This window comes from Arthrobacter sp. TmtSoilC48 (assembly GCF_059739425.1).
The window spans coordinates 4,267,421-4,294,246 of the sequence record NZ_AP046049.1 but is presented as its reverse complement, the minus strand read 5'-3'; the positions used below and the strand labels follow the sequence as shown (position 1 = coordinate 4,294,246).

Here is a 26,826-nt window from a genome sequence, read left to right as displayed (position 1 = left end):
GATGTCCACCACGGCGTTGGAACATCGGCTTTACGCCGCTGCTGATTGGTATGACTCCGAATCCCTCCTCACGGACGACGAACGCCACATCCTGGCCCGGCTCCGGGATTTCCTTTCGCAGGAGGCCAAGCCGTTGCTGGCCGATTATTGGGAGCGGGGCGAGTTCCCGGAGCAGTTGGTGCAGCCTTTGATCGATCTCAACCTCATGGAACCGTTCGAGGCGCCCGCCCGGGGAATTTACCACGGCTTCCGGATCTTCGAACTTGCCCGAACCGATGCTTCCCTGGCCACTTGGTACACAGCCCAAGCCGGGCTGTTCCGTACAGCCATCCGCGTCGGTGCTTCCGAGCCCCAACAAAAGGAATGGATGCCAAAGGTTATCGACTTCTCGCTCAAAGGCGTCTTCTCGCTGACCGAGCCGGAGCACGGCTCGGACATCGCCGGAGGGCTGTCCACCACAGCGCGCTTTGATGCAGATCTCGACGGCGGCAGCTGGGTTTTGGAAGGCGCGAAGCGTTGGATCGGGGGAGCCTCAACTGCCGACGTGCTGTGTGTGTTCGCCCGGGATGTAGCAGATGGGCAGGTCAAAGCGTTCTTGGTGGACCGCACCGCGCCCGGGGTCAGCCTGGCGAAGATCGACGGCAAGACGTCATTGCGGATGATGCAGAACGCCCACATCACCCTGGAAAACGTCCGGGTTCCAGAGGCCATGCGCCTGCACAACGTGAACTCGTTCAAGGATGTGGCTGCCATGCTCCGGGCGATGCGCTCGGATGTTGCATGGATCGCCACCGGCATCCAAGCCGGCGCGTTCGAAGCAGCGCTGGCATACGTCAACGAACGCCAACAGTTCGGACGCCCATTGGGGTCCTTCCAGTTGGTGCAGGAGAAGTTGGCCCGCATGCTCGGAAACATTACGGCTTCGATCTCGCTCGTGGTCCGGCTAACGGAACAACAGAGCAGTGGAATCTACCGGGACCAGGATTCAGCCCTGGCGAAAATGCAGACCAGTTTGTTCATGCGCGAGACCGTCGCTCTCGCGCGCGAAGTGGTCGGCGGCAACGGCATCACACTCGCTTCCGACGTCGCACGATTCCACGCCGACGCCGAAGCCGTCTATTCCTACGAAGGCACCCACGAAATCAACGCCCTCATCATCGGCCGCGCCCTCACGGGCGCCAGTGCCTTTACCAGATAGTCCAGCGCCTTCACCCGCTAGCCGCACTCTTTACAACCGACAACTACCAGGAGGCAACGATGCCCAATCTCGTCGTCGATTTCGACACCCTGCCCACCATGACAGGCAAGGACCTAGGCACTACCGATTACCGCGAAATCACGCAGCAGCAGATCAACCTGTTCGCTGATGCCACGGACGATCAGCAATGGATCCACGTTGATCCCGAGCGCGCCAAGGACGGCCCGTTCGGTGCGCCCATCGCCCACGGTTTCCTGACGCTTTCCCTGATCATCCCGTTCTGGGGCGAGCTGTTCGACGTCGACGGCGTCACCACCAAACTGAACTACGGCCTGGACAAAGTGCGCTTCACTTCCCCGGTCAGGGTGGGCTCCAAGGTGCGCATGCAGGCCACTATCGCCGAAGTCACCGAGGTCAAGGGCGGCGCCCAGATCAAGGTCAACGCCACCATCGAGATCGAAGGCAAGGAACGCCCCGCCGTCGTGGCCGAGTTCCTCGCCCGCTTCTACAAGTAGGAACCCCGTTTTACAAGAAAGACTCCCCACCCCTCCTCCCCAAGGAACAGCCATGTCAGGACACACTGCGCTCGCACCTCTGAGCACGGCCGCCAAGCGCAAAGAAGCGCGCACGGTCATCTTGTCCAGCTATCTGGGCAGCACCATCGAGTTCTACGACTTCCTGCTGTACGCAACGGCCGCGGCCGTTGCCTTCCCCAAGGTCTTCTTCGCCGGCACGGATGAATGGGTGGGCGTCGTTGCCGCCTACGCAACCTTCGCCGCCGGTTACGTAGCAAGACCCTTGGGCGGCATAATCTTCGGCCACTTCGGTGACCGGATCGGCCGCAAGGGCATGCTCATCGTCTCCATGGCAATGATGGGCATCGCCTCCACGCTCATCGGCCTGATTCCCGGCGCCAGCGTGATCGGCCCCTGGGGTGCGGTCATCCTAGTGGTCCTGCGGGTCTGCCAGGGCATCGCGGTTGGTGGCGAATGGGGCGGGGCCGCGCTGATGGCGCTGGAGCACTCCGATCCCAAGCGACGTGGCTTCGCGGCATCGTTCGTCAATGCCGGTGCGCCTACCGGAGCCGTGCTTGGCACCGTAGTGATGGGCATCTTCTCGGCACTACCGCAGGACGCCTTCCTGGCGTGGGGATGGCGGGTGCCGTTCCTGCTGTCCTTCGTTCTCCTGATTGTGGGCATGTTCGTTCGGCTGCGAGTCTCGGAAAGCCCGATTTTCGCCGAGGCAGTAGCCAAGGAAGATGCCCAAACCACCAAGCGCAAGATCCCGCTGCTTGAAGTGCTGCGCCGCCCCAAGGCATTGATCATGATCATGTTCGCAGGTGCCGCGGGCTTCGGCCTTCAAGTTGTGCTGCCCACGTTCTCCGTGACCTACGCAGTGTCCAAGGGTGCACCCCAACAGGGCGTGCTTTATGCGTTCGCGGGAGCCTCGGCCATCTCCATCGTGTTCGTTCTTCTAGGCGGAAGGCTGTCCGACCGATTCGGGCGGCGGCCGGTAATGGTGACGGGCTTGGCGTTGTTCATCGCCTACCTGTTCCCCATGTTCGGGATGCTCGGTTCCGGGAATGTCGGCCTGATCTTCCTGGCCTTCACTGTGGCGCTCGTCCTGCACTCGTCCCTGTACGGGCCACTGGCAGCGTTTGTGTCGGAGCAGTTTGGGACCACGTCCCGCTACACCGGTGCCGCCGTCGGATACCAGTTGGCCACGCTGATAGGTGCCGGCTTCACCCCCGGCATCATCGCAGGCCTGTACAAGGACTCCGGCCAGAGCATCGTCCCCGTGGTGGTGTTCCTGTCAGTCATGGCACTGGTGTCGATTGTGTTCATCCTGCTGACGCGGGAGTCTAAGAATAACGACCTCACTTCGGTCAGTTAGGAGCACTGCAAACATGGACAACAACGGAGTTGGTTCCTGGCTGCACCGTCGCCGGATCAAGTCGGGACCCAAGACGGCACTCATATCCGGGGCACGCACGCTGAGCTACGGCGAACTCGCCGACCGGACAGACCGGCTGGCAAACGCCCTCAAGGACAGGGGAGTGGGCAAGGGAGACAGAGTCGCTTTCCTCGGCGAGAATCATCCTTCCTTCGTGGAGACCTTCTTCGCCTGTGGGCTGCTCGGCGCGATCTTTGTCCCGCTGAACACCCGGCTCGCCGCCCCCGAATTGCAGTTCCAACTCCAGGACTCCGGGTCAAGGGTCCTGGTCAACGCCGAGGCCCTGGAGACCCTGGCGACCTTTGCCGTCGAAGAAACCCCGGTGACCCATCGCCTGGTGGTGGCCGCCGACGACGCCACGGAAGTTTACCCTGCAAAGCTGCCATCCGGCGTCGAACGCTATGACGAAGTGCTTCAAGCGGCGGCCTCGACGCCGCAGGACGAGGCCGTCAGCCTGGACGACGGCGCCATGATCCTCTACACCTCAGGAACCACCGGCAAGCCCAAGGGCGCCCTGTTGACGCACGGGAACATCACCTGGAACTGCATCAACACCGTAGTGGACATGGACCTGAACCGGAACGACGTCGCCCTGATGATCTCGCCACTGTTCCACGTGGCCTCTTTGGACATGGGTTTGCTGCCCATGCTGCTCAAGGGAGCAACGGTGGTGCTGGAAACCAAGTTCGAGGCCGGCAAGGTGCTGGGACTCATCGGGCAACATGGGGTCACCACGCTCAACGGAGTCCCCACCACGTTCCAGATGCTCTGCGACCATCCTGAATGGCCGACGGCGGACCTTGGCTCCCTGGACAAGCTCACCTGTGGTGGTTCGGCGGTTCCTCGGCGGGTCCTGGATGCCTACGAGGAGCGCGGCATTGGCTTCACGAGTTGTTACGGCATGACTGAGACGGCGCCCGGAGCCACCATGCTGCCTGTCTCAAGGTCCAAGGACAAAGCTGGATCTGCCGGCTTGCCCCAGTTCTTCACCGACGTCCGTATCACCGATCCCTTGGGCGGGCCCACGCCTGCCGGGCACGTCGGTGAGATCCAGATCTCCGGGCCCAACGTGATCAAGGAGTACTGGAACCGCCCTGACGCCACGGCGGAAAGCTACGCTGATGCCCGCTGGTTCCGGTCCGGCGACATGGGCTTCCAAGACGACGAGGGCTTCCTGTTCATTTCGGACCGCATGAAGGACATGATCATTTCAGGTGGCGAGAACATCTACCCTGCGGAAGTCGAAGCCGCGATCGCCGAACTCGATTCCGTGGGGAGCGTCGCTGTGATCGGCATCGAGGACCCCAAATGGGGCGAGGTGCCGCGAGCCATCGTCACCCTGCGGGAGGGTGCCTCGCTCAGCGAAGAGCAGCTGCGCTCGCACCTGGAAGGGCGGCTTGCGCGCTACAAGATTCCCAAATCCGTAGTGTTCGTTGACGAAATGCCGCGAACGGCCAGCGGGAAGATCCGCAAAATGGAGCTACGAAAGCAATTCGCGTCCTGACCCCGGGTGTTCTCTCACGTCTTGTTGTATGTGAGAGAACATCGGCTCTAAAGGGTTGGTATGTGAGAGAAGGTTGGCGCAAAAGGGTTGGTATGTGAGAGAACGTTGGCGCAAGAGGGTTGGTATGTGAGAGAGTGCCCCTATGTTTTTCGTCAAGCGGTTGCGGGTGTTTGGGGTTGGTATAGGGTCCCGTCTCTGAGCATGGCGTAGAGGGTGTCGCAGCGGCGTCGGGCGAGGGCGATAAGGGCTTGGCTGTGGTGTTTGCCTTCGGCGCGTTTGCGGTCGTAGTAGGAGCGCGATTGCGGGTCTTTGAGGGCTGCGAAGGCGGAGAGGTAGAGGGTGCGTTTGAGGACTTTGTTGCCTTTGCGGGAGGCGCGGTCTGCCCGGATGGAGGACCCCGAACGCCAGGTCACGGGGGCCAGGCCGGCGTAAGAGGCCAAGTGCCCCGCGGTCGGGAAGTCTTTCCCGGCGACTTCGGTAAGGATCCGTGCTGCGGTCCTGATGCCCACTGCCGGCAGAGACATCAGGACCGGGTAAAGAGGGTGGGCCTCCACAAGGGCCTCGACCTGGGCGTGAACCATGGCGCGTCCTTCATGGAGCCTGGCGAGCATTCCGGCCAGTTCCGGGAGCACGATCGTTGCGGCGTTCGTCCCAACAACCGTGACTGTTTGCCGGCCGAGGGCGTCGATGATCTCATCTGCCAGGCGTTCGCCCATGCGCGGGGCGAGCTTGGTCAGCCGGTTCGCGATCCGGCGCCTGCCGGCGTGACGCAACGCTTCAGGGGTGGGCCAGGTCCGCAGCAGATCCTGGACCGCGGGATGATCCAGCCTGGGACCAAGCACCCGCTCAAGCGCCGGGTGGATCTGGGTCAACAGCCCACGGATCCGGTTGGACGTGGCCGTGGCCTGCTTGGCCAGATCATCATCGAACCCGCACAGCATGCCCAACTCGGCCAACTGCTCGTCAGCGAGCCGGACCGAGCGCAGGGTGTGCGGCATGGTCCGGGCCGCGTCGGCGATGATGAACGCGTCGCGGGCATCGGTCTTGGCCTCCCCGGGATGCAGGTCCGCGATCCGGCGCATCGCCAAACCAGGCAAATACCCCACCAGAACACCGGCGGCCTGGGCCACCGCGACCGGCAACGCACCAATGGTCGCTGGCTGGTCAACTACCAGCAGGATCCGGCCGTGATGCTCCAACTCGGCCAGAATGTCTTGGATCCTGGCCTCGTCGTTAGGCAGCGCCCGGTCCAGCAGCTTCTTTCCCGCCCGGTCCACGGCAACGGCATGATGCTCGCCCTTGCCCACATCCAGTCCGATGAACACCTCAACCGTTTCGTGTTCTGCGATCACGTTGGCACCTCCAGTCGTAGTCAGCTCCCGTGCTGGCCTGTCCGCGGTGTCAGGGCCCGGCATCCACGTTACGCACGACGTTCCCACACTGTCCTGCCCCTATAAGCGGTCTCCCCGACACCTGCCAACCCCGGTGACAACACTCTCAAGATCATCAACAACAGAGGATCACAATCATGCCGGGATCAGCAGGCCAGCACACCCACATCCTGCACCAGGAAACGGGCTACGAAAAAGGTAACGGGATTGGGGCGACATAATCCGTCAACGGACTAAATCCCGGTTAATTTTGTCCATCGACCTGCATAAATACTGCGGAGAGCACTACGATGAGCAACGACTCTTCACAGAGTTTAGGTCTCACTGCATTATTCACACCTAACCCCGGGGGAACACCTTGAGTTACCAGCAACAGCCACAGCAAACCCAGCCGTATGGCGCACAGACCGGCGAACCGCCGCTGTGGGCTCCCTACTATGGCGCACCCATCGGCGCCGCCGTAAAGCGTTTCTTCAAGAAGTACACCGCCTTCACCGGCCGTGCGAGCCGCAGCGAATACTGGTGGGTGGCCCTCGCTTTGGGTGTCATCGGCCTCGTACTGCAGATCCTTACCGGCATCCTCGGTGCTGCAGGTTCTACAGTCTCGGCAAACGGAACGGCAGTTCCCGGCCCGGGCGCAGTTGTAGGACTTATTTTGATCTTTGCGTTCTACCTGGCGGTACTCATTCCGTCCATTTCGTTGCTGGTCCGTCGTCTGCACGACGGCAACTTCAGCGGCTGGCTCGCCTTGCTCGGCCTCATTCCGTTCCTTGGCGGACTCGCAATTCTGGTTCTCGCACTCCTGCCGTCCAACCCGGCCGGCCAGCGCTTCGACCAGCCCAGTGCTGTCTAGCACTTCACGCACTAAGTAAAAGGGGCGGCACGCGACGTGCCGCCCCTTTTTACGTGTCCGGGGAACCACTCCATGGAATGCTGTGGAGTGATGCGGACCAATCCCCAACGACGAGGAGTTCCCATGTCTGCGAACGTAACGCCGAAAAACATCAAACGCTGCGCGGTCATTGGTGGCGGAATCATCGGCGTGGCTGTTGCCCGGGAATTGGCCAACAAACTCGACGGCGTCCAGGTCACCGTTTACGAAAAGGAAGACCAGCTCGCCAAGCACCAGACCGGTCACAACTCCGGGGTGGTCCATGCCGGGCTCTACTATGAACCCGGCGGGCTGAAGGCAACTCTGTGCCGCAGGGGTGTGGAACTGCTTCGCGAATTCTGTGCCACCAAGGATCTGCCGTACGAGGCCTGCGGCAAGTTGGTGATCGCCCAGACCTCCGCAGAGTCGAAGCGGCTGGAGAACATCTTCGCGCGGGCAACCGCCAATGGAGTGCCGGGCGCACGCATGCTGCGCGCTGACCAAATAGGGGAGGTGGAGCCGAACGCCGTCGGGCTTTCTGCTTTGCACTCGCCGGAAACGGCGATCGTGGACTACAGGGCCATCACGAATGCGCTCGCCGACGACGTCCGTGACGCAGGCGGGCAGATCCGGCTTGGGCAGGAAGTCACCTCGCTGGAACAGCAGGGGAGCGGCGTCGTTGTCCACACGAAGGATGGGGGCGAGCATTACGATCTTGTGGTGGCATGCGCCGGGCTTCAATCCGACCGGTTGGCGAAAGCCACTAGAGAGCCCGCAACGCCGCGCATCGTTCCCTTCTTTGGGCAGTACTTCCTCCTTGGCAAGGAAAGCCGCGCAAAAGTCAGGGGCTTGATTTATCCGGTGCCGGACCCCAAGCATCCCTTCCTTGGCGTGCATCTCACCAAAAGGATCGACGGCGAAATGATGCTGGGTCCCAACGCTTTCATCTCCTTCGGGCGCGAGGCCTATTCGTGGAAGGACATCGATGTGCGCGACGTCTTGAATTACACCCTGTTTCCAGGTTTCTGGAATTTTGCCCGGCACAATGTGCCATCGGCGGTCCGCGAATTCCAGACCGTGGTCAGCCGGAAGAAGTTCATTAAGGAGGCCGTACGCTTTGTTCCGTCGTTGGAGGGTGCCACTGTTCTTCCCGGCACGCGCGGCGTCCGTGCGCAGGCCATGAATGCTGACGGTTCCCTGGTGGATGATTTTGTGATTTCACGATGCCGGGACACGGTTTTGGTGCGGAATGCACCGTCACCTGGGGCTACGTCGTCGATGGCGATTGCGGAGTACGTCGTGCAGCAGGCTCTGCAGGACTAAATGCAGAAAAGGGGAAGTTAACAAGCCCGTGACCCTGCAGAAACCGGCCCCACATGACGTGTGGATACCTTTGCCGCATGAAAGCATCATGGTTGGCCGGACATATCGCGAAGATTGGCTCCAGGATCGGCGAATGGATTGAGGCCGCATACGTCCTGGATTGTGTGGAACCCGTAAACGATCCCGGGGGCCAAGGGGCTCAGGGGCGCCCCGCTGATTGGACGTGGTTGCCGGCGCTTAGCGGGGTTACGGTCGCCAGTGCGCAGGCCATTCAATCCCACTCGGGAATGGTCCGCCGTAACCCCTAAAGGTTCGCTTGAAAGCTGCTGAATGTTGTTTTGGGCACACTTTTCGTCCAACGCGGATGCTATGCCCTAAACTGCTTCACTGAGGTGCCTGAAATGGCACTATGCAGCAACGAAAGCGAACCCAATGGCTACTGATTACGACGCACCCCGCAAGACAGAAGAAGAGACTCCCGCGGACTCGCTTGAGGCTCTTCAGGCGTCCCGCGCAGCCGGTGCCCAGATTGCAGTCATCGACATCGACGAAAACGACACCGCGGAAGGTATCGACCTCCCGGGCGCCGATCTTTCCGGTGAAGAACTGACCGTTGTGGTGGTACCCGAACAGTCTGACGAATTCACGTGTTCTTCCTGCTTCCTGGTCCGCCACAGGTCCCAGGTTGCCTTGGAAAAGAACGGCCTTAAGTATTGCAAGGACTGCGAGGGCTAATCCCAGGCACCGCAAAGCGTCGAGCCCCGTCAGGCCAATGGATGGTCGGATGGGGCTTTTGCGTGTCCGCAACTCTTTGTAACGCCCAGGTGTCGTTATCTTCGATTACGAACCTATGCATGAAGACCCACTAACTGGTCCCTGAACCGGCGTAAATGTCCCCTTCCATGACTCTCCTGTGACCACCCCGGAGTCGTTTTAACGGTTGTGCGCCGAAGCGGCCACAACCCATCCAAACAACCCAAGCGACTCCTACTGTTGAAGTATCAACTTCGCCTGAAGGGGGCACAAAAAATGAGGAAATTTGGAGCGGGTTTGGCAGCAGTCCTCGCAGCTGCCGGACTCGGTCTGGTGGCACCGGGGCCGGCCTCGGCATCACCATATTGCGGGATCATGTGGGGCTCGCTGGCCAAGGCCGACCCCGATATGAGCGCCGCCAACGTCACCAACGTCCGTACGGGCCAACAGACCTGTTACGACCGCCTGGTGATCGATATGACCGGCAAGGTGGCCGGCTATTCAGTGCAGTATGTCCCGGTAGTGGTCCAGGATGCCACCGGCTATCCAATCCCCGTGCTCGGTGATGCTGACCTGCAGATTATGGTGACGGCTCCGTCCTATGACCAGAACGGCCAACTCACGTACGCTCCGGCTGCCAAGGCTGAACTGTCCAACGTTTCCGGGTACCAGACGTTCCGTCAGGTGGTTTATGCGGGCAGCTTCGAAGGAACTACGAGCATAGGTTTGGGCGTCCGTGCCCGGCTTCCGTTCCGCGTCTTCACGTTGGACGGGCCCGACGGCGGTTCGCGCCTTGTGGTGGACGTCGCCCACCGTTGGTGATTGGGTAGCCCGGCTAACGCGAGAACGCAGGAAAGCGGCCAGTTCGTCCGGAGATTTCCGGGGTACTGACCGCTTTCCTGCGTCTTCGCGTTGAGGAACTACTCGGGGACCACCAGGGCAGGGGTGTCCTTGCGGATGGTCTCACCGCGGAAGAAGCCGGGACGGACGCGGGACATGATCAGCATGAACACGGCACCCAGGGCAAGGATTCCGATGCCGAGCACGAACACGAGCCCCACTCCGAAGATTTCCGAACCACTGCCAAACTCCGGGGCCCAGCTGTCCACCGCGGTCTGCAGGAAGACAACAAACAGGCCGACCCCACCCAGAAGCGGGCAGAAGAGACGCAGGAAGAAGTTCCGGGCACTGGAGAACACGCTGTTCCGGAAGTACCAAACGCAGGCGATGGCCGTGAGTCCGTAGTAGAAGCAGATCATCAAGCCAAGGGCAAGGATGGTGTCGTTGAGGACGTTCTCACTGATCACGTGCATCACGGCGTAGAAGCCCGCGGACAGGACGCCCGCTGCAATGGTGGCGAAGCCCGGCGTCGAGAACTTCTTGCTCATGTGGCTGAAGCGCTCAGGCAAGGCGCCGTAGTGCGCCATGGCCAGCAGGCTGCGGGAGGGCGAGGTGAACGTCGACTGCAGGGAAGCCGCCGAGCTGGAGAGGACGGCGAGGGACATCAGGATCGCGAACGGACCCATGACCGGAGACGCGAGGGCCGTAAAGACGTTGGCGTGGTTTTCCTCATTGTTCAGGCCGATTCCGGTGTCTCCGACGCCTGCGAACATCATGGTGGCGATGGTGACCAGGAGGTAAATGCCCAGCACGATGACGGCGGTCAGGGTGCCTGCGAGGCCGGCGGTCTTCTTTCCGTTGGCGGTTTCCTCGTTGACTGTGAGGCAGACATCCCAGCCCCAGTAAACGAAGATCGAGAGGGAGATGCCGGCTGCGACCTGGCCGAAGGTCTCAATCTTGGTGACGTCGAACCAGTCCCAGCTGAAGGGAACGGCGGTCTCGGACGTGGACCAGTTGGCGAATGCCATGGCAACGAACAGGCCGAGCACCAGCAACTGGAAACCGACCAAGCCGTACTGCACGATCTTGGTGGTGTGCAGGCCGCGGTAGCTCACCCAAACAGCCAGCGCTACAAAGACGAAGCAGGTGGCAACATTGAGTACCTTGTTCGAGGCGAGGTCGGCCAGCTCGGCCGAGCCCGTAACCTGGGCCAGGAAGAGGTAGAAGAAGTCAACAGCGACGCCCGCCAGGTTGGACAGGACGATAATGTTCGCCGCGAGCAGGCCCCAGCCGCCCATCCAGCCCACCCAGGGGCCGAAGGCCTTGGTGACCCACGTGAAGGTGGTGCCGCTGTCCGGGGAATCTGCGTTGAGTTCCCGGTACGCCAGGGACACCAGGATCATCGGAATGAACCCGATAAGGAAGATCACGGGCAGTTGCAGCCCGGCTTCGTTGACGGTTGGGCCAAGCGCGCTGGTGAGCGTATACGCCGGGGCGATGGTGGAAATGCCAAGAACGACGACGGCGAGGAGCCCCAACTGCCCCGTCTTCAGTCCCTTGCCGCTGATGTCGTGCGACGTGCCGGCCGGGCTGGTGCCTGCGGCCGTGCTACGGATTGTCTGGCTCATGAAGGGCCCTTTCTAGATGGCCGTAGGCTGCTGCTGCGTAATGCAGTGGATGCCGCCGCCCCGGGCGAAGAGTTCGCGCGCGTCAACACTGACAACGCGGCGTCCGGGGTAGGCGTCGGCGAGGATGCGGAGTGCTTTCTCGTCCATGAGGTCATTGAAACTGCATGCGATGACCCCTCCGTTGACCACGAGGTGGTTGATGTAGCTGTAGTCCACATAACCTTCGTCGTCGGTAAGGGTTTCCGGGGCGGGAACTTCGATGATGTTCCAGTCCCGGCCTGCTGCGTCATGGGTTGTGCGCAGGAAGTCGATGATTTCCCGGGAGACGTTGTAGTCCGGGTGTTCCGGGTTCTGCTGGGAGTGGACCAGCAGTGTGCCGGGGCTGGGGATTGCTGCCACAATATCGACGTGCCCGCGCGTGCCGAACTTCTCGGAGTCGCGTGTGAGGCCACGGGGCAGCCACACCACATGCGTGGCGCCGATGGTGCGGGCAAGTTCCCCTTCGATGTCGGCCTTGGTCAGGCCCGGGTTGCGGCCTTGGTCAAGCTGTACGGTTTCGGTGACCAGGACGGTGCCTTCGCCATCAACTTGGATGCCGCCGCCCTCGTTCACGATGCCCGACGGAATGTGGTGGGCATTGGCGCGGCCGCTGACCTCCGCAGCAATGAGCGAGTCCTTGTCCCATGCGGCCCAATCCTGGCCGCCCCATCCGTTGAAGATCCAGTCCACGGCGCCAAGCTGCTTGTTGGCATCGAGCACGAACGACGGCCCGATGTCCCGCATCCAGGCGTCGTTGAGCTCGGCGGTGAGTACCTCGACGCGAGGGTCCAGGTAGCGCGCGGCAGTGTCGACGTCGTCGGGGTGTACCACCATGGTGACCGGCTCGAATTCAAGGATGGCGTTCGCGACGGCGGCCCACGTGGATCGCGCTGCGTGGGCCTCTTCCTCGGTGTCACCCAAGGTGTAGCCGCCGGTCGGGAAGGCCATCCAGACGCGGTCCTGGGGAGCGGTCTCGGACGGCATGCGCCAGGCGCTCATGCGGAGACTGCCTGGTACGGCGAGGCCTCGGCTGTGGAGCCGAGCGGGGCGTTGGGGTTGACCGGTTCGGTGAGGCGGCCGTACGTTTCCGGGCGACGCGTGGCCAGGAAGGGGAAGAGCGTGAGCCAATCCTTGCGCTGGTCCAGGTCAAGATCTGCAACCAGCACGGCGGATTCGTCGCGGGGTGCCTGGACCAGGATGCGGCCGTAGGGATCGGAGATGAAGGATGAACCGTAGAAGTTCAGTGTGCCCTCGCTGCCGTGGCGGTTGGGGGCAATCATGAAGAGTCCGTTGGCGATGCCGTTGCCCACGATGACCTGCTGCCAGAGCGGCTGGGTGTCGAAGTCGGGGTGGTCCGGCTCGGAACCGATGGCCGTGGGGTAGACCAGGATCTCTGCTCCGCCCAGGGAGTACATGCGTGCCAGCTCCGGGAACCACTCGTCCCAGCACGTGGGCATGCCAAGGCGTGCGCCGCCGAGTTCTGCCGGAGCGTGCACTGCATAGGCGTCCTCGGCGGCCGGGCCTTTGCGGAAGAACTTGTCCTCGTAGTAACCGGCCGTGACAGGGATGTGGAGTTTGTGGGTGCGTGCGACGAGTTCGCCAGCGGGGGAGACGAGGATGGCTGTGTTGAGTCCCAGGCCATCGTCCGTGCCGTCCGGGTTTTCGGCACGCTGGTAGAGCGATGCGTGCACCGAGACGCCGTACGTCCTGGCAGCCGCTGCGGCGAACGTGAAGGTTGGGCCCGTGAGCAGGTCTTCGGTGATGTCCGAAGGGCGGATACCAGCGGCCGGGTTGTTCTCCGGCCGGGTGTCTGCAGGGTAGCGGGAAAGAGTCAGTTCAGGCAGGAAAACAACACTGGCTCCCAGCTTGGCTGCGCGTTCGATTCCCTCGTTCAGTTCGGCATGCAGGACTGCTTCATCAGCGTGCCAGCGGTGCTGAACGACGCCGACCCGCAGTGGGGTGCGGGTGGACGGCTCGGTGCGGGCCAGGGAAGTCGGGGCTTCGAGGCGGGTAATTTCAATCATGGGGGCATGTACTCCGGTGAGACGACAGTCACTAAATGAATAGCGTTCATTTAGTATGGCGGTAGTCACGGCTGGATGCAAGGGGGTACCGGATCGAGGTCTCCCCAGATGGCATTTGATGCCAATGTTTCCGGCCACCATTGGCATCAAATGCCATCTCGGCGGGGTTATCGCTTTGGTCGCGCCCTGACATGCATGCGCTCGCCCTGCTGCCCAAAGAGGGTAAGGAGTTCCACGGGTTCCTTTATGGCGACGGCGGCCAGCCGCGTTGAAGGCCTTGTTTCACGGTGAGTTGCATTAATTAGCAGTCGACTTACGGTCCAGGTGCGAGGACGATTAAAGAACAGCCACTAAGGAGGTTGGGTATGTGCTACTCGTACTACGAGGGCTATGAGAGGCGTACGAAGAAGGACTCCGTGCGCACGCCCGAGATGCACAAGCCTGAGACCAGCAAGGATCAGGCACCTGAGGCCCCTGCCGAGAAGAGCCCGCAGACAGAAGGAACGTTGTGGACTTTCCTGGCGCGTCGTCGCAGGGAATTTGAGGTTTCAGAACCGAGGATCGACCGCATCCGCGAGAAGGTCTAGGCGTTTTCGAGCAAGACCCCGTCCAACGGACAATTCACCACCGGGTGCGGCGGTGAATTGTCCGTTAGGCGGGGTTTTTGCTGCTATCTTCCCGAAGTCTCCAGGAATTCGAGGGCCGCAGTAACCAGTGCTTCCGTGCCAAGGGCCAAGGTCGGCTGGATGATCGGGGCAAAGTAGGGCGAGTGGTTCGACGGAACGTCCTCGGGCAAGCGACCCGTCGTCGCCCATTCCTTGAAGTGGGTGGCCTCGATCCCGCCCAGGAACCAAAACACGAGGGGCGCGCCGGCCGCCGTCGCGAGTTCCCCGACGTCTTCACTGCCTGAGACCGGGCCGGGGTCCATGATCCTTGCGGCGCCGAACTTATCGCGAAACGCCGAAGCGATCCTTCCGGCGGCCGATTCATCATTGACCGTCAGCGGGTAGCGCTCCTCATAGTGGAAGTCGGGTTCCTTCAGGGCGCCTGAGGCAGCAGCTTCACTTCGAACGATGCGCTCGATCGAGTTCAGGACTTTCTCCCGTGTGGGCTCGCTGAAGGATCGAATGCTGAGGCCCAGGGTTGCGGTCTCGGGAATGATGTTGTTCTTTGTTCCCGAATGGATTTGCCCAACGGTAACCACTGCAGAATCGCTGGCGGCCAGTTCCCGGGACACCACTCCCTGCAGGCGCATGGTGGCTGCCGCAGCCATGAGGACTGGATCAACGGTGGTTTCAGGCCGGGAGCCATGGCCGCCGCGCCCATGCAACGTCACGTTGAGGGAATCCGCTGAAGCCATGGCCACGCCGGAACGGATGCCGAACCATCCGGCAGGAAAGGGCGCCACGTGCTGGCCGAGGACCACGTCCGGCTTGGGGACCAGGTCAAAGAGCCCATCCGCCACCATGGCCTGGGCGCCGCCGCCCCATTCTTCGGCCGGCTGGAAGACCGCGATCAGCGTGCCCTGCCAGTCCTGCCGCTTTGCGGCCAACGCTTCCACTGCTCCGAGGAGGCAGCTGACATGTACGTCGTGTCCGCACGCATGCATGATCGGCACCTCACGGCCTTCATGGTCGACGCCGACTGCCGCACTTGCGTAGTCCAGCCCGGTGTCCTCCTTGACCGGTAACGCGTCCATATCCGCACGAAGCATCACCACGGGTCCAGGGCCATTGTCCAGGACTCCTACAACCCCCGTTTTCCCCACGCTGCGGTGGACCAGCAGCCCCAAGTCCTCAAGGTGTCCGCTGATGATCCCGGCTGTTCTGACCTCTTGGAAGGAAAGCTCCGGGTTCGAGTGCAGATCACGGTAGAGGGCTTCCAGGTCAATGCTCATGGGGAATTTTCCTTAACAGGTCGACGCCGCAGGGTCTGGCCAGTGTATCGACGTCATCAGGCAACGACGCCGACCCACACCTTTGCGCTTCAGGGCAAACTTGGTTGCATGGAATCTTCACAAGAGATCACTACCCAAGGCTCAACAGTCGAGGATTGGACCAAGGCCCTGGCAGAGTCCAGCGGATCACCGGGTGGAGGCGCGGGAACCGGCGTGATGCTGGCCGTTGCAGCGTCCCTGGCGTCCATGGTCGCAGGTTACACAGAGGCGCCCGGGCGGGAATTGGCCGAGCTGCACGTCCGGGCCCGCTCCCTCCGCGAAGCCGCCCTTAAGCTGGCTGACGAGGACGCAACGGCGTCGAAGGCTTTCGGTGCGGCCTTCCGGCTTGATCCTGGTCCGGACCGGGAGCAGGCAATCCACCGCGCATCCGTCGATGCTGCCAAGGCCTCCGCTGTGCTCGGCGACCATGCCATCGACGCCATCGAGGACCTGGGATGGCTTGCTGCCCACGGGAACCCAGCACTCATTGCCGACGTCGTGGTGGGGTTTGGAGCCCTCAGGGCAGCCATCGCAGGAGCCCGCACCAACGTGAGCTTTGATCTCGGATCGCTCAGATCCGCAGGCGCGACGCTTGATGAAATCAAGGAAAAGCACCCTGGATTGTGGGCAACGGTAGGCCGGCTCAGCGATGCCCTGGACCGGATTGACGAGCTGGTGGCCGCCGTAGATGACAAGGCTGCACCTACTGACGGCCACTGATTCCCGACGGAACGCCGGCCTACTGCACGCTCGCTTACCGCGCCTTGGGCACCCTGCGGAGCACGACGGCGGCAAGCACTGCCGCTCCGGCCATCAGTACCAGCCCAATCGCCGCAGTGATGTGGACGCCGGACTCGAAGGCTACCCGGGCGGCGGCTGTCAGTGCATCGGACAATGGAGCGGGTAGTGCAGCTGCGGCATCCACGGCGCCGGCCAGCGTTTCACCCGCGTTCCCTGCCGCCTGCGTGGACAAGCCCTCCGGGATGACGAGGTTGTGCTGGTAGGACGCGGTGAGGATAGAGCCCAGCACGGCCGTTCCCAGGAGCGAACCCAGTTCGTATCCGGTTTCGGAAATTGCGGACGCCGCTCCGGACTTGTCGGCCGGTACGGAGCCGAGGATGAGGTCGTTGGAGATGGTCTCCGCTGCGCCAACGCCAACGGCCAGGACAGTCAAAGCTGACAAGAGGAACATCGGTCCGCTGCCGTGGTCACCCACAGCCACCACTAAATAGCCTGCAGCGCTGAGGGTAAGTCCGCCGGCCACTACGAATCCCGGCCGGATGCGCTTTACCAGCGGGACCACCACCAGGCCGGCGACGACCGTTGCCAGGAGCGCCGGAATCATTGCAATGCCCGCTTCCATGGGGGACTGGCCTTCAACCAGCTGCAAGTGCTGGGCGAAGAAGTAGATGAAGCCCGTCATGGAAAACAAGGACAGGACGTTGGCCACGATCGCCGTGCTGAACACCCTGTTGCTGAACAGGCGGACATCCAGCATTGGGTTCTCAAGTTGGCGCTGGCGACGGACAAACAGAACGCCCATCACCAGGCCGAAGACCATGAAGGCCGCTGCCGACACCCCGAATCCGTGAACAGCGAATTCCTTGATGCCGTACACGAACGGAGCCATCGTGATCACGGACAGCCCGATACTGGGCACGTCAACGCGGCCGGGGTTGGCGTCCTTGGATTCGGGAATGAGGACCCTGCCGAAGGCGAGGAGCGGCAGGAGCAGGAAGGTCGCCACCAGGAAGACAGCACCCCACCAGAAGTGCTCAACCAGCCAGCCACCGAAGATCGGGCCAAGGGCAGCGCCACCAGAGAATCCGGCGGCCCATACGGCGATCGCGAGCCGCCGGCGGTTCGGATCAGCAAAGATGTTCCGGATCAGGGACAGGGTTGAAGGCATCAGCATCGCGCCGAACACGCCAAGTGCTGCGCGGCCGGCAATCAGCCATTCCGCGGAAGGCGCGAACGCCGTAGCAGCCGAAACCGCAGCGAAGCCGGTGCTGCCGATCAGCAGCAGCCGCCGTCGTCCGATCCTGTCGCCCAGGTTGCCCATGGAAACCAGCAACGCCGCCAACACGAGCGGGTAGGCGTCGATGATCCATAGGAGCTGCACGCCACCCACGTCCAGGGAGCGGGCAATTTCGGGCAGGGCGAACGTGAGCGCGGTGTTGTCGACGGCCACCAGCAGCACCGGGAACATCAGGAGTGCCAGGGCCGTCCAGTCGCGCCAAGGTGCGCCTCCACCCATGACGGGACGAGCGGAACGGGGAGCTTGGGTCGAGGACGGCGTGAACATGACAGCTACTGTACCGTCCAGACGGTACAGTTTCAAATTAAGCGCCGTCGACCCCGTAGGGAATGATGTACACATGCCACGAAAACCAGTTGCCAGGGATGCGGTCCTGGATGCCTACGAAGCCCTCCTCATCGAGGTGGGGGAGCGGGCCGCCACCCTCGATGCCGTTGCCAAGCGGGCGGGCGTCTCCAAGGGCGGGCTGCTTTATCACTTCCCCAGCAAGGAATCGCTGATCAGCGCCCTGCTTGAGCGCCTGGATCGGTTGGCTCAGGAAGACGTCGAGCAAATGAAGGCTGCGCCGGACGGCTCTGCGGTTTACTTCATCCGCTCCTCCCTATGGGCGGGAACCCCCATGGATCGGGCTTTGGTCGCTGCCACAAGACTGGCCGAAGTTGCGCATGAGGAGACCCGCCGCAGGTTTGCCGGAATCCAGCAGCAGTGGTTGGACGTCCTGGCCGAGGATGTTGGTCCGGAGGTTGCCAAAGCCGTCAGTTACATGGGCGACGGCCTGTATTTCAATGCCATGTTCGAGGGTGGCCAGGAAGGCGGCAAGGCCGGGCGGGAGGCCGACGTCGAGATCCTCCTTGGCATCCTGGACCGGCTCCGCAAGTAGCGGGCCATCCATTTGCGGCGACGCCCCCGACGTAGGACAATTGAGCCTTGTGGTGCGTCTTCACAGGGGCCCGCAAAAATTGAATATGCCTTTGATCTGCGGCGGGAGAGTCCCGCAAGCAAGTGATGCGGGCGCCGTAGGAGCAAACCCTCCCCAGGAATCTCTCAGGCCCACGCACCGCCGCGGCGAGGCAACTCTGGAAAGTAGCAGGCCTTTTGCCGCGCCCTCTTGGCGCGGAAGAAGTGCTGTGCTCACCGACGGTGCAAGCGATCGTTGTTCAAGCAACACGCGGAAACTCTCAGGTCCAATACAGAGCGGGGAGGAACCCGAGCCGCTGTGGCGTACCCAACGCCGCCCAAGTAATGGAGTTCCTTCGTGACGGTTAGTTCAGCCTCCACCACCTTCGTCGACCGGCACATTGGCGCCCGCCGCCAGGCCGACATTGAAACCATGCTCAAGACGGTCGGCTACGACACCGTCGATTCTTTGGTTGATACAGCCGTTCCCAACGACATCCGCCAGGACGTTGCCCTCACCCTTGAAAACGCGCTCAGCGAAGTTGAGGTGCTGGCCGAGCTGCGCAAGCTTGCGTCCAAGAACAAGACCGCCGTCCAGATGATCGGCCAGGGCTACTACGACACCGTCACGCCGCCGGTTATCCGACGCAACATCCTGGAATCCCCGGCCTGGTACACCGCGTACACGCCCTACCAGCCGGAAATCTCCCAGGGCCGCCTCGAAGCTCTGCTGAACTTCCAGACAATGGTCCAGGACCTCGTGGGCCTGCCGATCGCCAACGCCTCCCTGCTGGACGAAGCAACGGCAGTGGCCGAAGCCGTGCTGATGATGCGCCGCGCCAACAAGAACAAGGCCGCCCATGACGGCAAGACGGTCCTCGACGCCGACTGCCTTCCCCAGACCATTGCCATCGTGAAGGGCCGTGCCGAGGCACTCGGCTTCGAGGTTGAGGTCGCTGACCTTTCGCTCGGCCTCCCGGAAGGCGCCATCAACGGCGTCGTCCTGCAGCAGCCCGGCGTTTCCGGCCGCGTGTTCGATCACTCCGCCGTCATCGCTGACGCCAAGGAACGTGGCGCGCTCGTCACCGTGGCTGCAGACCTGCTCTCGCTGACGCTCATCACGCCTCCGGGCGAGCAGGGCGCCGATATCGCCGTCGGCTCCGCCCAGCGCCTGGGCGTTCCGCTGTTCTTCGGCGGCCCCCACGCCGCCTACATGGCCGTCCAGAAGGGCCTCGAGCGTTCCATGCCGGGCCGTCTGGTGGGCGTTTCCAAGGACGACGCCGGTGTCCCCGCTTACCGCTTGGCGCTGCAGACCCGTGAGCAGCACATCCGGCGCGAGAAGGCCACGTCCAACATCTGCACGGCCCAGGCCCTGCTTGCCATCGTCGCGTCCATGTACGCCGTCTATCACGGTCCCGAAGGCCTGAAGGCAATCGCCGAGACCGCCCACGGTCACGCGCGCACGCTTGCAGCGTCCCTGAAGGGCGCCGGCGTCGAGGTCCTTCACGGTTCCTTCTTCGACACCATCACCGTCCGCGTTCCCGGCAAGGCTGCCGGGATCGTTGCCGCTGCCGAGGCCAAGGGAATCAACCTGCGCAGCATTGACGCTGATCTGGTGGGCATTTCTGTTGACGAGACCACTACCTCAGAGATTGTCGGCGGCGTCCTGGATGTCTTCGGCGCCTCGGTCACCGAATCCGCTGAAGGTTTTGCGCTGGAATCTTCCGTTGAGCGTACGAGCGACTTCATGCAGCACCCGGTATTCAACACGCACCGCTCCGAAACCCAGCTGCTGCGCTACATCCGCAAGCTTTCGGACCGCGACCTCGCACTGGACCGCACCATGATTCCGCTGGGTTCCTGCACCATGAAGCTGAACGCAACCGCCGAGATGGAAGCAATCTCCTGGCCGGAGTTCGCCTCGATCCACCCGTTCGCTCCGGACTCCCAGACCGCTGGCTGGCGTGAACTCATTGCCGACCTTGAATCCCAGCTGACCGAGATCACCGGGTACGATCAGGTTTCCATCCAGCCGAACGCCGGTTCCCAGGGTGAGCTCGCCGGCCTCCTTGCGATCCGCGGCTACCACCTTTCCCGCGGCGACGAGCAGCGCAATGTGTGCCTCATCCCTGCTTCTGCCCACGGCACCAACGCGGCCTCGGCTGTGCTCGCTGGCATGAAGGTAGTAGTGGTGGCCACCGCTCCTGATGGCACCATCGACCACGTGGATCTCAAAGCCAAGATCGAAGCCAACCGGGACGCCCTTTCGGCCATCATGATCACCTACCCGTCCACGCACGGTGTTTACGACGCCGACGTCCGGGAAGTTTGCGACGCGATCCACGAAGCCGGCGGTCAGGTCTACATCGACGGCGCAAACCTCAACGCACTCGTTGGGCTCGCCCAGCCGGGCAAGTTCGGCGGCGACGTCTCCCACCTGAACCTGCACAAGACCTTCTGCATCCCGCACGGCGGCGGTGGACCCGGTGTTGGTCCGGTTGCGGCAAAGGCACACCTGGCACCATTCATGCCTGGCGACGCTGCTTCCTGGACCGAAGGAAACGACGTTCCGATTTCGGCATCCCGTTTCGGTTCGGCCGGTGTGCTCCCGATTTCCTGGGCTTACGTGAAGCTCATGGGTGGCCAGGGGCTCACCGAAGCCACCAAGTCCGCGCTGCTTGCTGCGAACTACGTTGCCTCCCGCTTGGATGAGCACTTCCCGGTTCTTTACACCGGCGAAGGCGGTCTTGTTGCCCACGAGTGCATCCTGGATCTCCGCGAACTGACTGCCCGCACCGGCGTCACGGCTGAGGACGTGGCCAAGCGCCTCATCGACTTCGGTTTCCACGCTCCCACCTTGGCGTTCCCGGTTGCGGGCACTTTGATGGTGGAGCCGACCGAGTCCGAGGACCTTGCCGAGATCGACCGCTTCATTGAAGCCATGATCACCATCCGTGCCGAAATCGAGCAGGTTGCCACCGGCGATTTCACTGTTGAGAACTCGCCGCTGCGCAACGCGCCGCACACGGCTGCCGCCGTCGTGAGTTCTGCATGGGACCGCGCATACCCGCGTGAGCAGGCCGCGTTCCCAGTCCACCACCTGAAGCAGGACAAGTACTTCCCGCCGGTCGGACGCATTGACGGCGCTGCTGGCGACCGCAACCTGGTGTGCTCCTGCCCACCCCTTGAAGCGTTCGAGGACAACACCGCAGACTTCGAGAACTAAAGGACTGACTCAATGACTGAGAACTACACCGCTCTCTACGAGCAGCACAAAAAAGCCGGGGCCTCGTTCACGGACTTCGGCGGCTGGCAGATGCCGCTCAAGTACGAGTCCGAACTCGCCGAACACCACGCAGTCCGTAACGCAGCTGGCCTCTTCGACCTCTCGCACATGGGCGAAGTCTGGGTGACAGGACGGGACGGGGCAGCGTTCCTGGACTACGCCCTGGTGGGCAAGATCTCCGCCATGGCCGAGGGCAAGGCCAAGTACTCGCTGATCTGCCAGGAAGACGGCGGCATCATCGACGACCTCATCACGTACCGTCGCGGCGAGGACAAGTTCCTCGTGGTGCCGAACGCTGGCAACGCCAAGGTAGTGGCTGAGGCGCTGTTGGAGCGCGCAACTGGTTTTGACGTGGTTGTTCAGGACGCCTCGGCCGAGACCTCGCTGATTGCTGTCCAAGGTCCGCGCGCCGAAGCCATCCTCCTGCGCCTCGTGCCCGCAGAGCAGCACGCGCTGGTCACCGAACTGAAGTACTACGCCGCTGTTGAGGTGCCCTTCACGTTCGACGGCGGTACTCAGGACCTGCTGCTTGCCCGCACCGGCTACACCGGTGAAGACGGTTTCGAGATCTTTGTGTCCAACGACTCCGCTGCTGCCCTCTGGCAGGCCATCGCCGACGCCGCGGAAGAAGGCGAGCTCACTCCCGCTGGCCTCGCTTCCCGCGACTCCCTGCGCCTCGAAGCCGGCATGCCGCTCTACGGCAACGAACTGTCCCGCGAAGGAAACCCGTTCGCCGCAGGACTCGGTCCCGTGGTCGCACTTTCCAAAGAAGGCGACTTCGTCGGCAAGGAGGCACTCGCTGCGCTCAAGGCCGACGGCGCCGGCTCCACCAGCGGGCGCAAGCTCGTAGGCCTCAAAGGCCTGGGCCGCCGCGCTGGCCGCAGCCACTACCCGGTCCTCAAGGATGGTGCAGTGGTAGGCGAAGTCACCTCCGGCCAGCCCAGCCCGACACTTGGCTACCCGGTAGCGCTTGCCTACGTGGATGTTGAGCACAGCGAGCTTGGGACCGCGTTGGACATTGACCTTCGGGGTAAGAGCGAGCCGTTCGAAGTCGTTGCATTGCCGTTCTACAAGCGCCAAAAGTAGGCCGGGTCGGGTCCCGACACGCCTTAAGCCCGGCGGGGCCGACCTCCTCTGCATGCTCGGTCGCGATGGCGCCCGCTGGGCGGACGCGACGCTCCCTTGGACGCATGCTGCCGGAGGCCGGCCCCGCAAGGGGCGTGCACCTCACCAGGACGCGTGGCCACTTTGGCGATTCGTGAACCGCTTAATGCTGGGGGAGTGGCAACCTGCCGGGGGCTGGCCCGCGGGGTAATTCGGTGCCCCACCATCCAACCCAGCCATAGTTTTTTGATCAACCACAGTAAGGAAACAGAATGCCCAAAGTAGCGCCTGAACTTCAGTACTCCGACGAGCACGAGTGGGTTTCCCGCGGGGAGGGGAACCTGGTGTCTGTTGGCATCTCCGAGGTTGCAACCGACGCGCTGGGCGATATCGTGTACGTGGATCTGCCTGAGGTTGGTTCCACCGTGACTGCCGGTGAGACCTGTGGCGAGGTTGAGTCCACGAAGAGTGTTTCCGACCTCTACTCGCCGGTCACTGGTGAGGTCACCGAGATCAACGACGCCGTAGTGGGCGATCCTGCCCTGATCAACAACGATCCCTATGGCGCCGGCTGGCTCTTCAAGGTTGCGGCTGAGTCCGACGGTCCGCTGCTTTCGGCCGAGGAGTACGCCTCCAAGAACGGCGGAGACCTCTCGTAGGGTCAATGGTTGGCCCGTCGGGGCCGACGTCCTCCGCGTGCTCGGTCGCGAAGACGCCCGCTGGGCGGACGTGACGCTCCCTTGGACGCACGCTTCCGGACGCCGGTCCCATGGGCCCGTTCCCGCAGCCGATGAGGTATTGCCAGTCCGTTTCGTGGGGTTGCTGCGGGAGATGCCGTGCGCACGGCATGTTCGGCAGGGGAGCCCCGAAATGGCCGCTGGAGTCCGCGGAGGACGTTGGCTCGAAGCGCCCATACAGCGCCCACTGTGGCGTAGCGTGGGATTGTAGGAACTAAATAATTTGCGACGCCGGGTTGCCGCCTTTGGGGGCCATCCGGCGTCGTGCTTCGGTCGCCTGCCGCCATAAGCGGGGGCCGGCCCTCCGGCAGGACCATCTGCCGGACCGTTTTCAAGCTTTGTTAAGGGATCCAGCCATGGCTGTTGGTGTTTTCGATCTGTTCTCTGTGGGTATTGGCCCGTCGAGTTCGCATACTGTGGGGCCGATGCGTGCTGCTGCGGTGTTCGCTGGCGAGTTGCGTGAGTCCGGGGTGCTGGATTCGGTGGCGGGGTTGCGGGTTGATTTGTATGGGTCGTTGGCTGCGACTGGCCGTGGCCACGGGACGATGACTGCGACGCTGTTGGGTTTGGAGGGTTACCATCCGGAGTTGATCCTGCCTGATGAGGTGGAGGAGCGGTTGGCTGCGATCGCTGAGACGGGTGTGCTGAATCTTGCTGGTGCTGGCGTTGCTGGTGCGGGGGTGCAGTTGCCGTATGCGGTGGAGGATATGGTGTTGCATCCGTTGACGGTGTTGCCGCGGCATACGAACGGGATGAAGTTTGCTGTGGTTGATGCTGAGGGCGCCACGTTGCGGGAGGCGACGTTTTTCTCGGTTGGTGGCGGGTTCATTGTCCGTGAGGGTGAGGAGGACGCGGCGCGGGCTGAGTTGGAGGAGACGAAGGCGGAGTTGCCGTTGCCGTTCCGGACGGCTGCTGAGTTGCTGGGTCGGTGTTCCTCGAAGGGGTTGGGGATCAGCGACATCATGTTCATCAATGAGCGCGCGTCCCGGTCTGAGGAGGAGATCCGGGAGGGTTTGTTGCATATCTGGCATGTGATGGAGGCGTGTGTTGAGACGTCCCTGAAGCGTGAGGGTGTGTTGCCCGGGGGGTTGAGGGTCCGTCGTCGTGCTCCGGACTGGCTGGAGCGGTTGTTGAAGGAGGACAAGGACCGTAACGATCCGAAGTATTGGCAGGAGTGGGTGAACCTGATCGCGTTGGCGGTCAATGAGGAGAACGCTTCCGGCGGGCGGGTGGTTACGGCGCCGACGAATGGTGCGGCGGGGATTATCCCGGCGGTGTTGTATTACGCGTTGCATTATGCGCCGGGCATGGACAAGGCCACCCAAAAGGATAAGGACGATGTGGTGGTGAAGTTCCTGCTGGCTGCGGGGGCGGTGGGTGTGTTGTACAAGGAGCAGGCGTCCATTTCGGGGGCTGAGGTGGGCTGCCAGGGCGAGGTCGGCTCGGCGTCGTCGATGGCTGCTGCGGGGTTGGCCGAGGTGATGGGTGGTACGCCGGGTCAGGTGGAGAACGCGGCGGAGATCGCGATGGAACACAACCTGGGGTTGACGTGTGATCCGATCGGGGGGTTGGTGCAGATTCCCTGTATTGAGCGGAACGCGATCGCGGCGGCGAAGGCGATCAACGCCGCGAAGATGGCGTTGTGGGGTGATGGGACGCACCGGGTGTCCCTGGATGAGGTGATCGTGACCATGCGCGAGACCGGCAAGGACATGTCCTCCAAGTACAAGGAAACCGCGATGGGCGGCCTGGCCGTCAACGTCGTCGAATGCTGAGTCTGTTCGCTGTCTGTCCCTAGTGCCATGCTGTATCCATGAGCGGGGGATACGACAAGGATTTTTTGCGGGCACGCGTTGAACTGCCCAGTCCGTCGGCAACGACGATTCTTTTGGACTACACGCACTTCTCCGTGCGCTTCCGGGCTCCCCGGAAGCTCGCGGCGATCGTGGGTGTCAACATCAGCGGCGGGGAACTGAGCTCTCTGGCCCGGGAAGGGACTTGGCATTTCGATGACAGGATCCCCAAGGAGCAGCAGGCTGGCCCGGACGTCTACAAAAACAATGCGTTCGATCGCGGCCACCTGGTTCGTCGCCTGGATCCCGTCTGGGGCGATCCGGCAACGGCCAAGAAGGCCAACCAGGACACATTTGCCTTTACCAATGCCGCGCCGCAAGTGGACGACTTCAACCAGGGCAAGGAACTGTGGGTTGGGCTCGAGGACCACGTGCTGGGCCATGCGGACGCGCACGATGCCAAGATAACCGTGTTCACCGGGCCCGTTCTTCTCGACGACGACCTCCCGTACAGGGGCGTGCAGGTTCCGCGGAAATTCTGGAAAATCGCCGTATGGACCAACGACGCCAAGCTGGCCGCCGCCGGGTTTGTGCTGGACCAATCGCCATTGCTGGGCAAGGTTGAACTGAAGAAAGCGATCGATCAACGGCTCCTGGAAGGCGAACCGCCGCCCCTGGGGCCGTTCCGGACCTTCCAGGTTCCCATCGGACAGATCGCTGACCTTACCGGTCTGAGCCTCACCCGGCTGGCCAACGCGGACCGCCTTGTGAGCGGCCAGCGGGAACTCGGCAAGGAACCCAAAGCCATCAAGTTGGAGAGCGCTGAGCAGATCCGGCTATAACGGCACGAACGCCCCCTCTATACGTGTCGCTGCCATGAGCTTCGTGACGCCCAAAGATGACTATTTCTGATAATTCTGCAAATATTTCGACTCTGATTGTCAGAATCATCATCCTGATTGACGTTCCATCCTCACGTCGGTATTTTCAGTTCTGCTGGGGGGCGCCATTGTGGAACGAATCGACAATGAACGGGTCACCAGAAATTCACTACTAGAGAGATGGACTGGTGACATGAGGAAAATTGCCAAATTTCTGGCCGCATCGGCTGTAGTAGTTCCCGTTTCAATTGGCGTGGGTGCGGGCGCGGCAAATGCCTGGGCTGATCAGACCTGCGCCAACGGTAAGGTCTGTTTGTTTCAGAGTTCAGTGTGGAACGGAACGAAGTACTCTAACAACTACGCGGCAACTTACGTCGGTGACGCTGCTAATGATCCGACATCAAATATTGTGGGATACACCACTAATCCAGCCTATAGGTACGTCATGTTCTACGAGCACCTGAACTTCGGCGGAAACTCATTTTACATGAAGGAGGGGCAAGCAATCAGCTATCTGGCCGATATTGCCTACCCCGGTGGCGGCAACTGGGACAACCGCATCTCAAGTCACGACGAAGCCTACTGATGCCGCCTAACAAGCGGTACAGCGGTCGCACTAGGTAGAAAAGT

General features: G+C 62.3%; 23 protein-coding genes and 1 riboswitch. Of the genes, 17 read left to right on the top strand and 6 right to left on the bottom strand.

Features of this window, described 5'->3' with window-relative positions; genetic code table 11:
• Position 1 precedes the first annotated feature (1 nt).
• Genes AC6I97_RS19745 through AC6I97_RS19730 form a run of 4 tightly spaced genes read left to right on the top strand, consistent with a single transcriptional unit; the run spans position 2 to position 4,655 of the window.
• Positions 2–1,198 carry an acyl-CoA dehydrogenase family protein gene (locus tag AC6I97_RS19745; RefSeq protein WP_497946253.1) on the top strand — a complete coding sequence of 399 codons (1,197 nt, stop codon included), beginning with the start codon at positions 2–4 and terminating at the stop codon, positions 1,196–1,198.
• A gap of 59 nt (positions 1,199–1,257) precedes the next feature.
• Positions 1,258–1,713: a MaoC family dehydratase gene (locus AC6I97_RS19740; RefSeq protein WP_497946251.1), complete on the top strand. Its 456-nt coding sequence runs from the start codon at positions 1,258–1,260 to the stop codon at positions 1,711–1,713.
• A gap of 52 nt (positions 1,714–1,765) precedes the next feature.
• Positions 1,766–3,091, top strand: coding sequence for an MFS transporter (locus AC6I97_RS19735; protein ID WP_224093599.1), 1,326 nt, complete (start codon positions 1,766–1,768; stop codon positions 3,089–3,091).
• Between the two features lie 13 nt (positions 3,092–3,104).
• Positions 3,105–4,655 carry an acyl-CoA synthetase gene (locus AC6I97_RS19730; RefSeq protein ID WP_497946247.1) on the top strand — a complete coding sequence of 517 codons (1,551 nt, stop codon included), beginning with the start codon at positions 3,105–3,107 and terminating at the stop codon, positions 4,653–4,655.
• 152 nt (positions 4,656–4,807) lie between these two features.
• On the opposite strand, the gene AC6I97_RS19725 is transcribed toward AC6I97_RS19730, so the two are convergent.
• On the bottom strand, positions 4,808–6,070 hold the full coding sequence (locus AC6I97_RS19725) for an IS110 family RNA-guided transposase (RefSeq protein ID WP_497944496.1): 1,263 nt from the start codon (positions 6,068–6,070) through the stop codon (positions 4,808–4,810).
• Between the two features lie 334 nt (positions 6,071–6,404).
• Here AC6I97_RS19725 and AC6I97_RS19720 point away from each other — a divergent pair, with 334 nt between their 5' ends.
• The 4 genes from AC6I97_RS19720 (at position 6,405) to AC6I97_RS19705 (ending at position 9,815) form a co-directional block, all read left to right on the top strand.
• A complete protein-coding gene (locus AC6I97_RS19720) occupies positions 6,405–6,899 on the top strand; it encodes a DUF805 domain-containing protein (RefSeq protein ID WP_224093600.1) in 495 nt (164 codons plus the stop codon).
• Positions 6,900–7,022: 123 nt separating this feature from the next.
• Positions 7,023–8,240 (top strand): L-2-hydroxyglutarate dehydrogenase, encoded by a 1,218-nt coding sequence (gene lhgD, locus AC6I97_RS19715; protein WP_497946242.1) that lies wholly within the window; start codon positions 7,023–7,025, stop codon positions 8,238–8,240.
• A gap of 432 nt (positions 8,241–8,672) precedes the next feature.
• Positions 8,673–8,975, top strand: a complete 303-nt coding sequence (locus AC6I97_RS19710; protein ID WP_224093604.1) for a DUF4193 domain-containing protein — start codon at positions 8,673–8,675, stop codon at positions 8,973–8,975.
• A 294-nt stretch (positions 8,976–9,269) separates the two neighbouring features.
• On the top strand, positions 9,270–9,815 hold the full coding sequence (locus tag AC6I97_RS19705; protein ID WP_497946240.1) for an AMIN-like domain-containing (lipo)protein: 546 nt from the start codon (positions 9,270–9,272) through the stop codon (positions 9,813–9,815).
• Positions 9,816–9,913: 98 nt separating this feature from the next.
• Here the strand turns inward: AC6I97_RS19705 and AC6I97_RS19700 are convergent, their stop codons facing one another.
• Genes AC6I97_RS19700 through AC6I97_RS19690 form a run of 3 tightly spaced genes read right to left on the bottom strand, consistent with a single transcriptional unit; the run spans position 9,914 to position 13,524 of the window.
• Entirely contained in the window at positions 9,914–11,461 is a 1,548-nt protein-coding gene (locus AC6I97_RS19700) for an APC family permease (RefSeq protein ID WP_224093606.1), read from the bottom strand.
• A gap of 12 nt (positions 11,462–11,473) precedes the next feature.
• On the bottom strand, positions 11,474–12,499 hold the full coding sequence (locus tag AC6I97_RS19695; RefSeq protein WP_224093607.1) for an agmatine deiminase family protein: 1,026 nt from the start codon (positions 12,497–12,499) through the stop codon (positions 11,474–11,476).
• Positions 12,496–13,524 (bottom strand): nitrilase-related carbon-nitrogen hydrolase, encoded by a 1,029-nt coding sequence (locus tag AC6I97_RS19690; RefSeq protein ID WP_224093620.1) that lies wholly within the window; start codon positions 13,522–13,524, stop codon positions 12,496–12,498. The genes AC6I97_RS19695 and AC6I97_RS19690 overlap by 4 nt, the downstream gene beginning before the upstream one ends.
• A 365-nt stretch (positions 13,525–13,889) precedes the next feature.
• Here AC6I97_RS19690 and AC6I97_RS19685 point away from each other — a divergent pair, with 365 nt between their 5' ends.
• Entirely contained in the window at positions 13,890–14,111 is a 222-nt protein-coding gene (locus AC6I97_RS19685; protein ID WP_224093621.1) for a hypothetical protein, read from the top strand.
• 83 nt (positions 14,112–14,194) lie between these two features.
• Here the strand turns inward: AC6I97_RS19685 and AC6I97_RS19680 are convergent, their stop codons facing one another.
• Positions 14,195–15,421 carry an amidohydrolase gene (locus AC6I97_RS19680; protein ID WP_497946230.1) on the bottom strand — a complete coding sequence of 409 codons (1,227 nt, stop codon included), beginning with the start codon at positions 15,419–15,421 and terminating at the stop codon, positions 14,195–14,197.
• A gap of 108 nt (positions 15,422–15,529) precedes the next feature.
• On the opposite strand from AC6I97_RS19680, the gene AC6I97_RS19675 reads away from it, so the two are divergent.
• Positions 15,530–16,180 carry a cyclodeaminase/cyclohydrolase family protein gene (locus AC6I97_RS19675; protein WP_497946229.1) on the top strand — a complete coding sequence of 217 codons (651 nt, stop codon included), beginning with the start codon at positions 15,530–15,532 and terminating at the stop codon, positions 16,178–16,180.
• Positions 16,181–16,214: 34 nt separating this feature from the next.
• Here AC6I97_RS19675 and AC6I97_RS19670 read toward each other — a convergent pair whose 3' ends face one another.
• A complete protein-coding gene (locus AC6I97_RS19670; RefSeq protein WP_497946226.1) occupies positions 16,215–17,765 on the bottom strand; it encodes an MFS transporter in 1,551 nt (516 codons plus the stop codon).
• 73 nt (positions 17,766–17,838) lie between these two features.
• On the opposite strand from AC6I97_RS19670, the gene AC6I97_RS19665 reads away from it, so the two are divergent.
• The 7 genes from AC6I97_RS19665 (at position 17,839) to AC6I97_RS19635 (ending at position 26,782) form a co-directional block, all read left to right on the top strand.
• Positions 17,839–18,378, top strand: coding sequence for a TetR/AcrR family transcriptional regulator (locus AC6I97_RS19665; protein ID WP_224093623.1), 540 nt, complete (start codon positions 17,839–17,841; stop codon positions 18,376–18,378).
• Between the two features lie 92 nt (positions 18,379–18,470).
• Positions 18,471–18,568, top strand: a riboswitch (glycine riboswitch).
• 185 nt (positions 18,569–18,753) lie between these two features.
• The gene (gcvP, locus tag AC6I97_RS19660) at positions 18,754–21,621 is read left to right on the top strand and encodes an aminomethyl-transferring glycine dehydrogenase (protein WP_497946224.1); all 2,868 of its coding nucleotides are present in this window, start codon (positions 18,754–18,756) and stop codon (positions 21,619–21,621) included.
• 12 nt (positions 21,622–21,633) lie between these two features.
• Positions 21,634–22,767 (top strand): glycine cleavage system aminomethyltransferase GcvT, encoded by a 1,134-nt coding sequence (gcvT, locus tag AC6I97_RS19655; RefSeq protein ID WP_497946223.1) that lies wholly within the window; start codon positions 21,634–21,636, stop codon positions 22,765–22,767.
• Between the two features lie 290 nt (positions 22,768–23,057).
• Positions 23,058–23,444, top strand: a complete 387-nt coding sequence (gene gcvH / locus AC6I97_RS19650) for a glycine cleavage system protein GcvH (protein WP_223935990.1) — start codon at positions 23,058–23,060, stop codon at positions 23,442–23,444.
• A 434-nt stretch (positions 23,445–23,878) separates the two neighbouring features.
• Positions 23,879–25,297: an L-serine ammonia-lyase gene (locus AC6I97_RS19645; protein WP_497946221.1), complete on the top strand. Its 1,419-nt coding sequence runs from the start codon at positions 23,879–23,881 to the stop codon at positions 25,295–25,297.
• Between the two features lie 38 nt (positions 25,298–25,335).
• Positions 25,336–26,157, top strand: a complete 822-nt coding sequence (locus tag AC6I97_RS19640; RefSeq protein WP_497946219.1) for a DNA/RNA non-specific endonuclease — start codon at positions 25,336–25,338, stop codon at positions 26,155–26,157.
• Between the two features lie 232 nt (positions 26,158–26,389).
• Positions 26,390–26,782 carry a hypothetical protein gene (locus AC6I97_RS19635; protein WP_497946217.1) on the top strand — a complete coding sequence of 131 codons (393 nt, stop codon included), beginning with the start codon at positions 26,390–26,392 and terminating at the stop codon, positions 26,780–26,782.
• Positions 26,783–26,826 lie beyond the last annotated feature (44 nt).

Coding starts and splice junctions, on each gene's coding strand:
- AC6I97_RS19745 (WP_497946253.1), top strand. CDS start 2: ATGTCCACCACGGCGTTGGAACATCGGCTTTACGCCGCTGCTGATTGG.
- AC6I97_RS19740 (WP_497946251.1), top strand. CDS start 1,258: ATGCCCAATCTCGTCGTCGATTTCGACACCCTGCCCACCATGACAGGC.
- AC6I97_RS19735 (WP_224093599.1), top strand. CDS start 1,766: ATGTCAGGACACACTGCGCTCGCACCTCTGAGCACGGCCGCCAAGCGC.
- AC6I97_RS19730 (WP_497946247.1), top strand. CDS start 3,105: ATGGACAACAACGGAGTTGGTTCCTGGCTGCACCGTCGCCGGATCAAG.
- AC6I97_RS19725 (WP_497944496.1), bottom strand. CDS start 6,070: ATGCCGGGCCCTGACACCGCGGACAGGCCAGCACGGGAGCTGACTACG.
- lhgD (WP_497946242.1), top strand. CDS start 7,023: ATGTCTGCGAACGTAACGCCGAAAAACATCAAACGCTGCGCGGTCATT.
- AC6I97_RS19710 (WP_224093604.1), top strand. CDS start 8,673: ATGGCTACTGATTACGACGCACCCCGCAAGACAGAAGAAGAGACTCCC.
- AC6I97_RS19705 (WP_497946240.1), top strand. CDS start 9,270: ATGAGGAAATTTGGAGCGGGTTTGGCAGCAGTCCTCGCAGCTGCCGGA.
- AC6I97_RS19700 (WP_224093606.1), bottom strand. CDS start 11,461: ATGAGCCAGACAATCCGTAGCACGGCCGCAGGCACCAGCCCGGCCGGC.
- AC6I97_RS19695 (WP_224093607.1), bottom strand. CDS start 12,499: ATGAGCGCCTGGCGCATGCCGTCCGAGACCGCTCCCCAGGACCGCGTC.
- AC6I97_RS19690 (WP_224093620.1), bottom strand. CDS start 13,524: ATGATTGAAATTACCCGCCTCGAAGCCCCGACTTCCCTGGCCCGCACC.
- AC6I97_RS19685 (WP_224093621.1), top strand. CDS start 13,890: ATGTGCTACTCGTACTACGAGGGCTATGAGAGGCGTACGAAGAAGGAC.
- AC6I97_RS19680 (WP_497946230.1), bottom strand. CDS start 15,421: ATGAGCATTGACCTGGAAGCCCTCTACCGTGATCTGCACTCGAACCCG.
- AC6I97_RS19675 (WP_497946229.1), top strand. CDS start 15,530: ATGGAATCTTCACAAGAGATCACTACCCAAGGCTCAACAGTCGAGGAT.
- AC6I97_RS19670 (WP_497946226.1), bottom strand. CDS start 17,765: ATGTTCACGCCGTCCTCGACCCAAGCTCCCCGTTCCGCTCGTCCCGTC.
- AC6I97_RS19665 (WP_224093623.1), top strand. CDS start 17,839: ATGCCACGAAAACCAGTTGCCAGGGATGCGGTCCTGGATGCCTACGAA.
- gcvT (WP_497946223.1), top strand. CDS start 21,634: ATGACTGAGAACTACACCGCTCTCTACGAGCAGCACAAAAAAGCCGGG.
- gcvH (WP_223935990.1), top strand. CDS start 23,058: ATGCCCAAAGTAGCGCCTGAACTTCAGTACTCCGACGAGCACGAGTGG.
- AC6I97_RS19645 (WP_497946221.1), top strand. CDS start 23,879: ATGGCTGTTGGTGTTTTCGATCTGTTCTCTGTGGGTATTGGCCCGTCG.
- AC6I97_RS19640 (WP_497946219.1), top strand. CDS start 25,336: ATGAGCGGGGGATACGACAAGGATTTTTTGCGGGCACGCGTTGAACTG.
- AC6I97_RS19635 (WP_497946217.1), top strand. CDS start 26,390: ATGAGGAAAATTGCCAAATTTCTGGCCGCATCGGCTGTAGTAGTTCCC.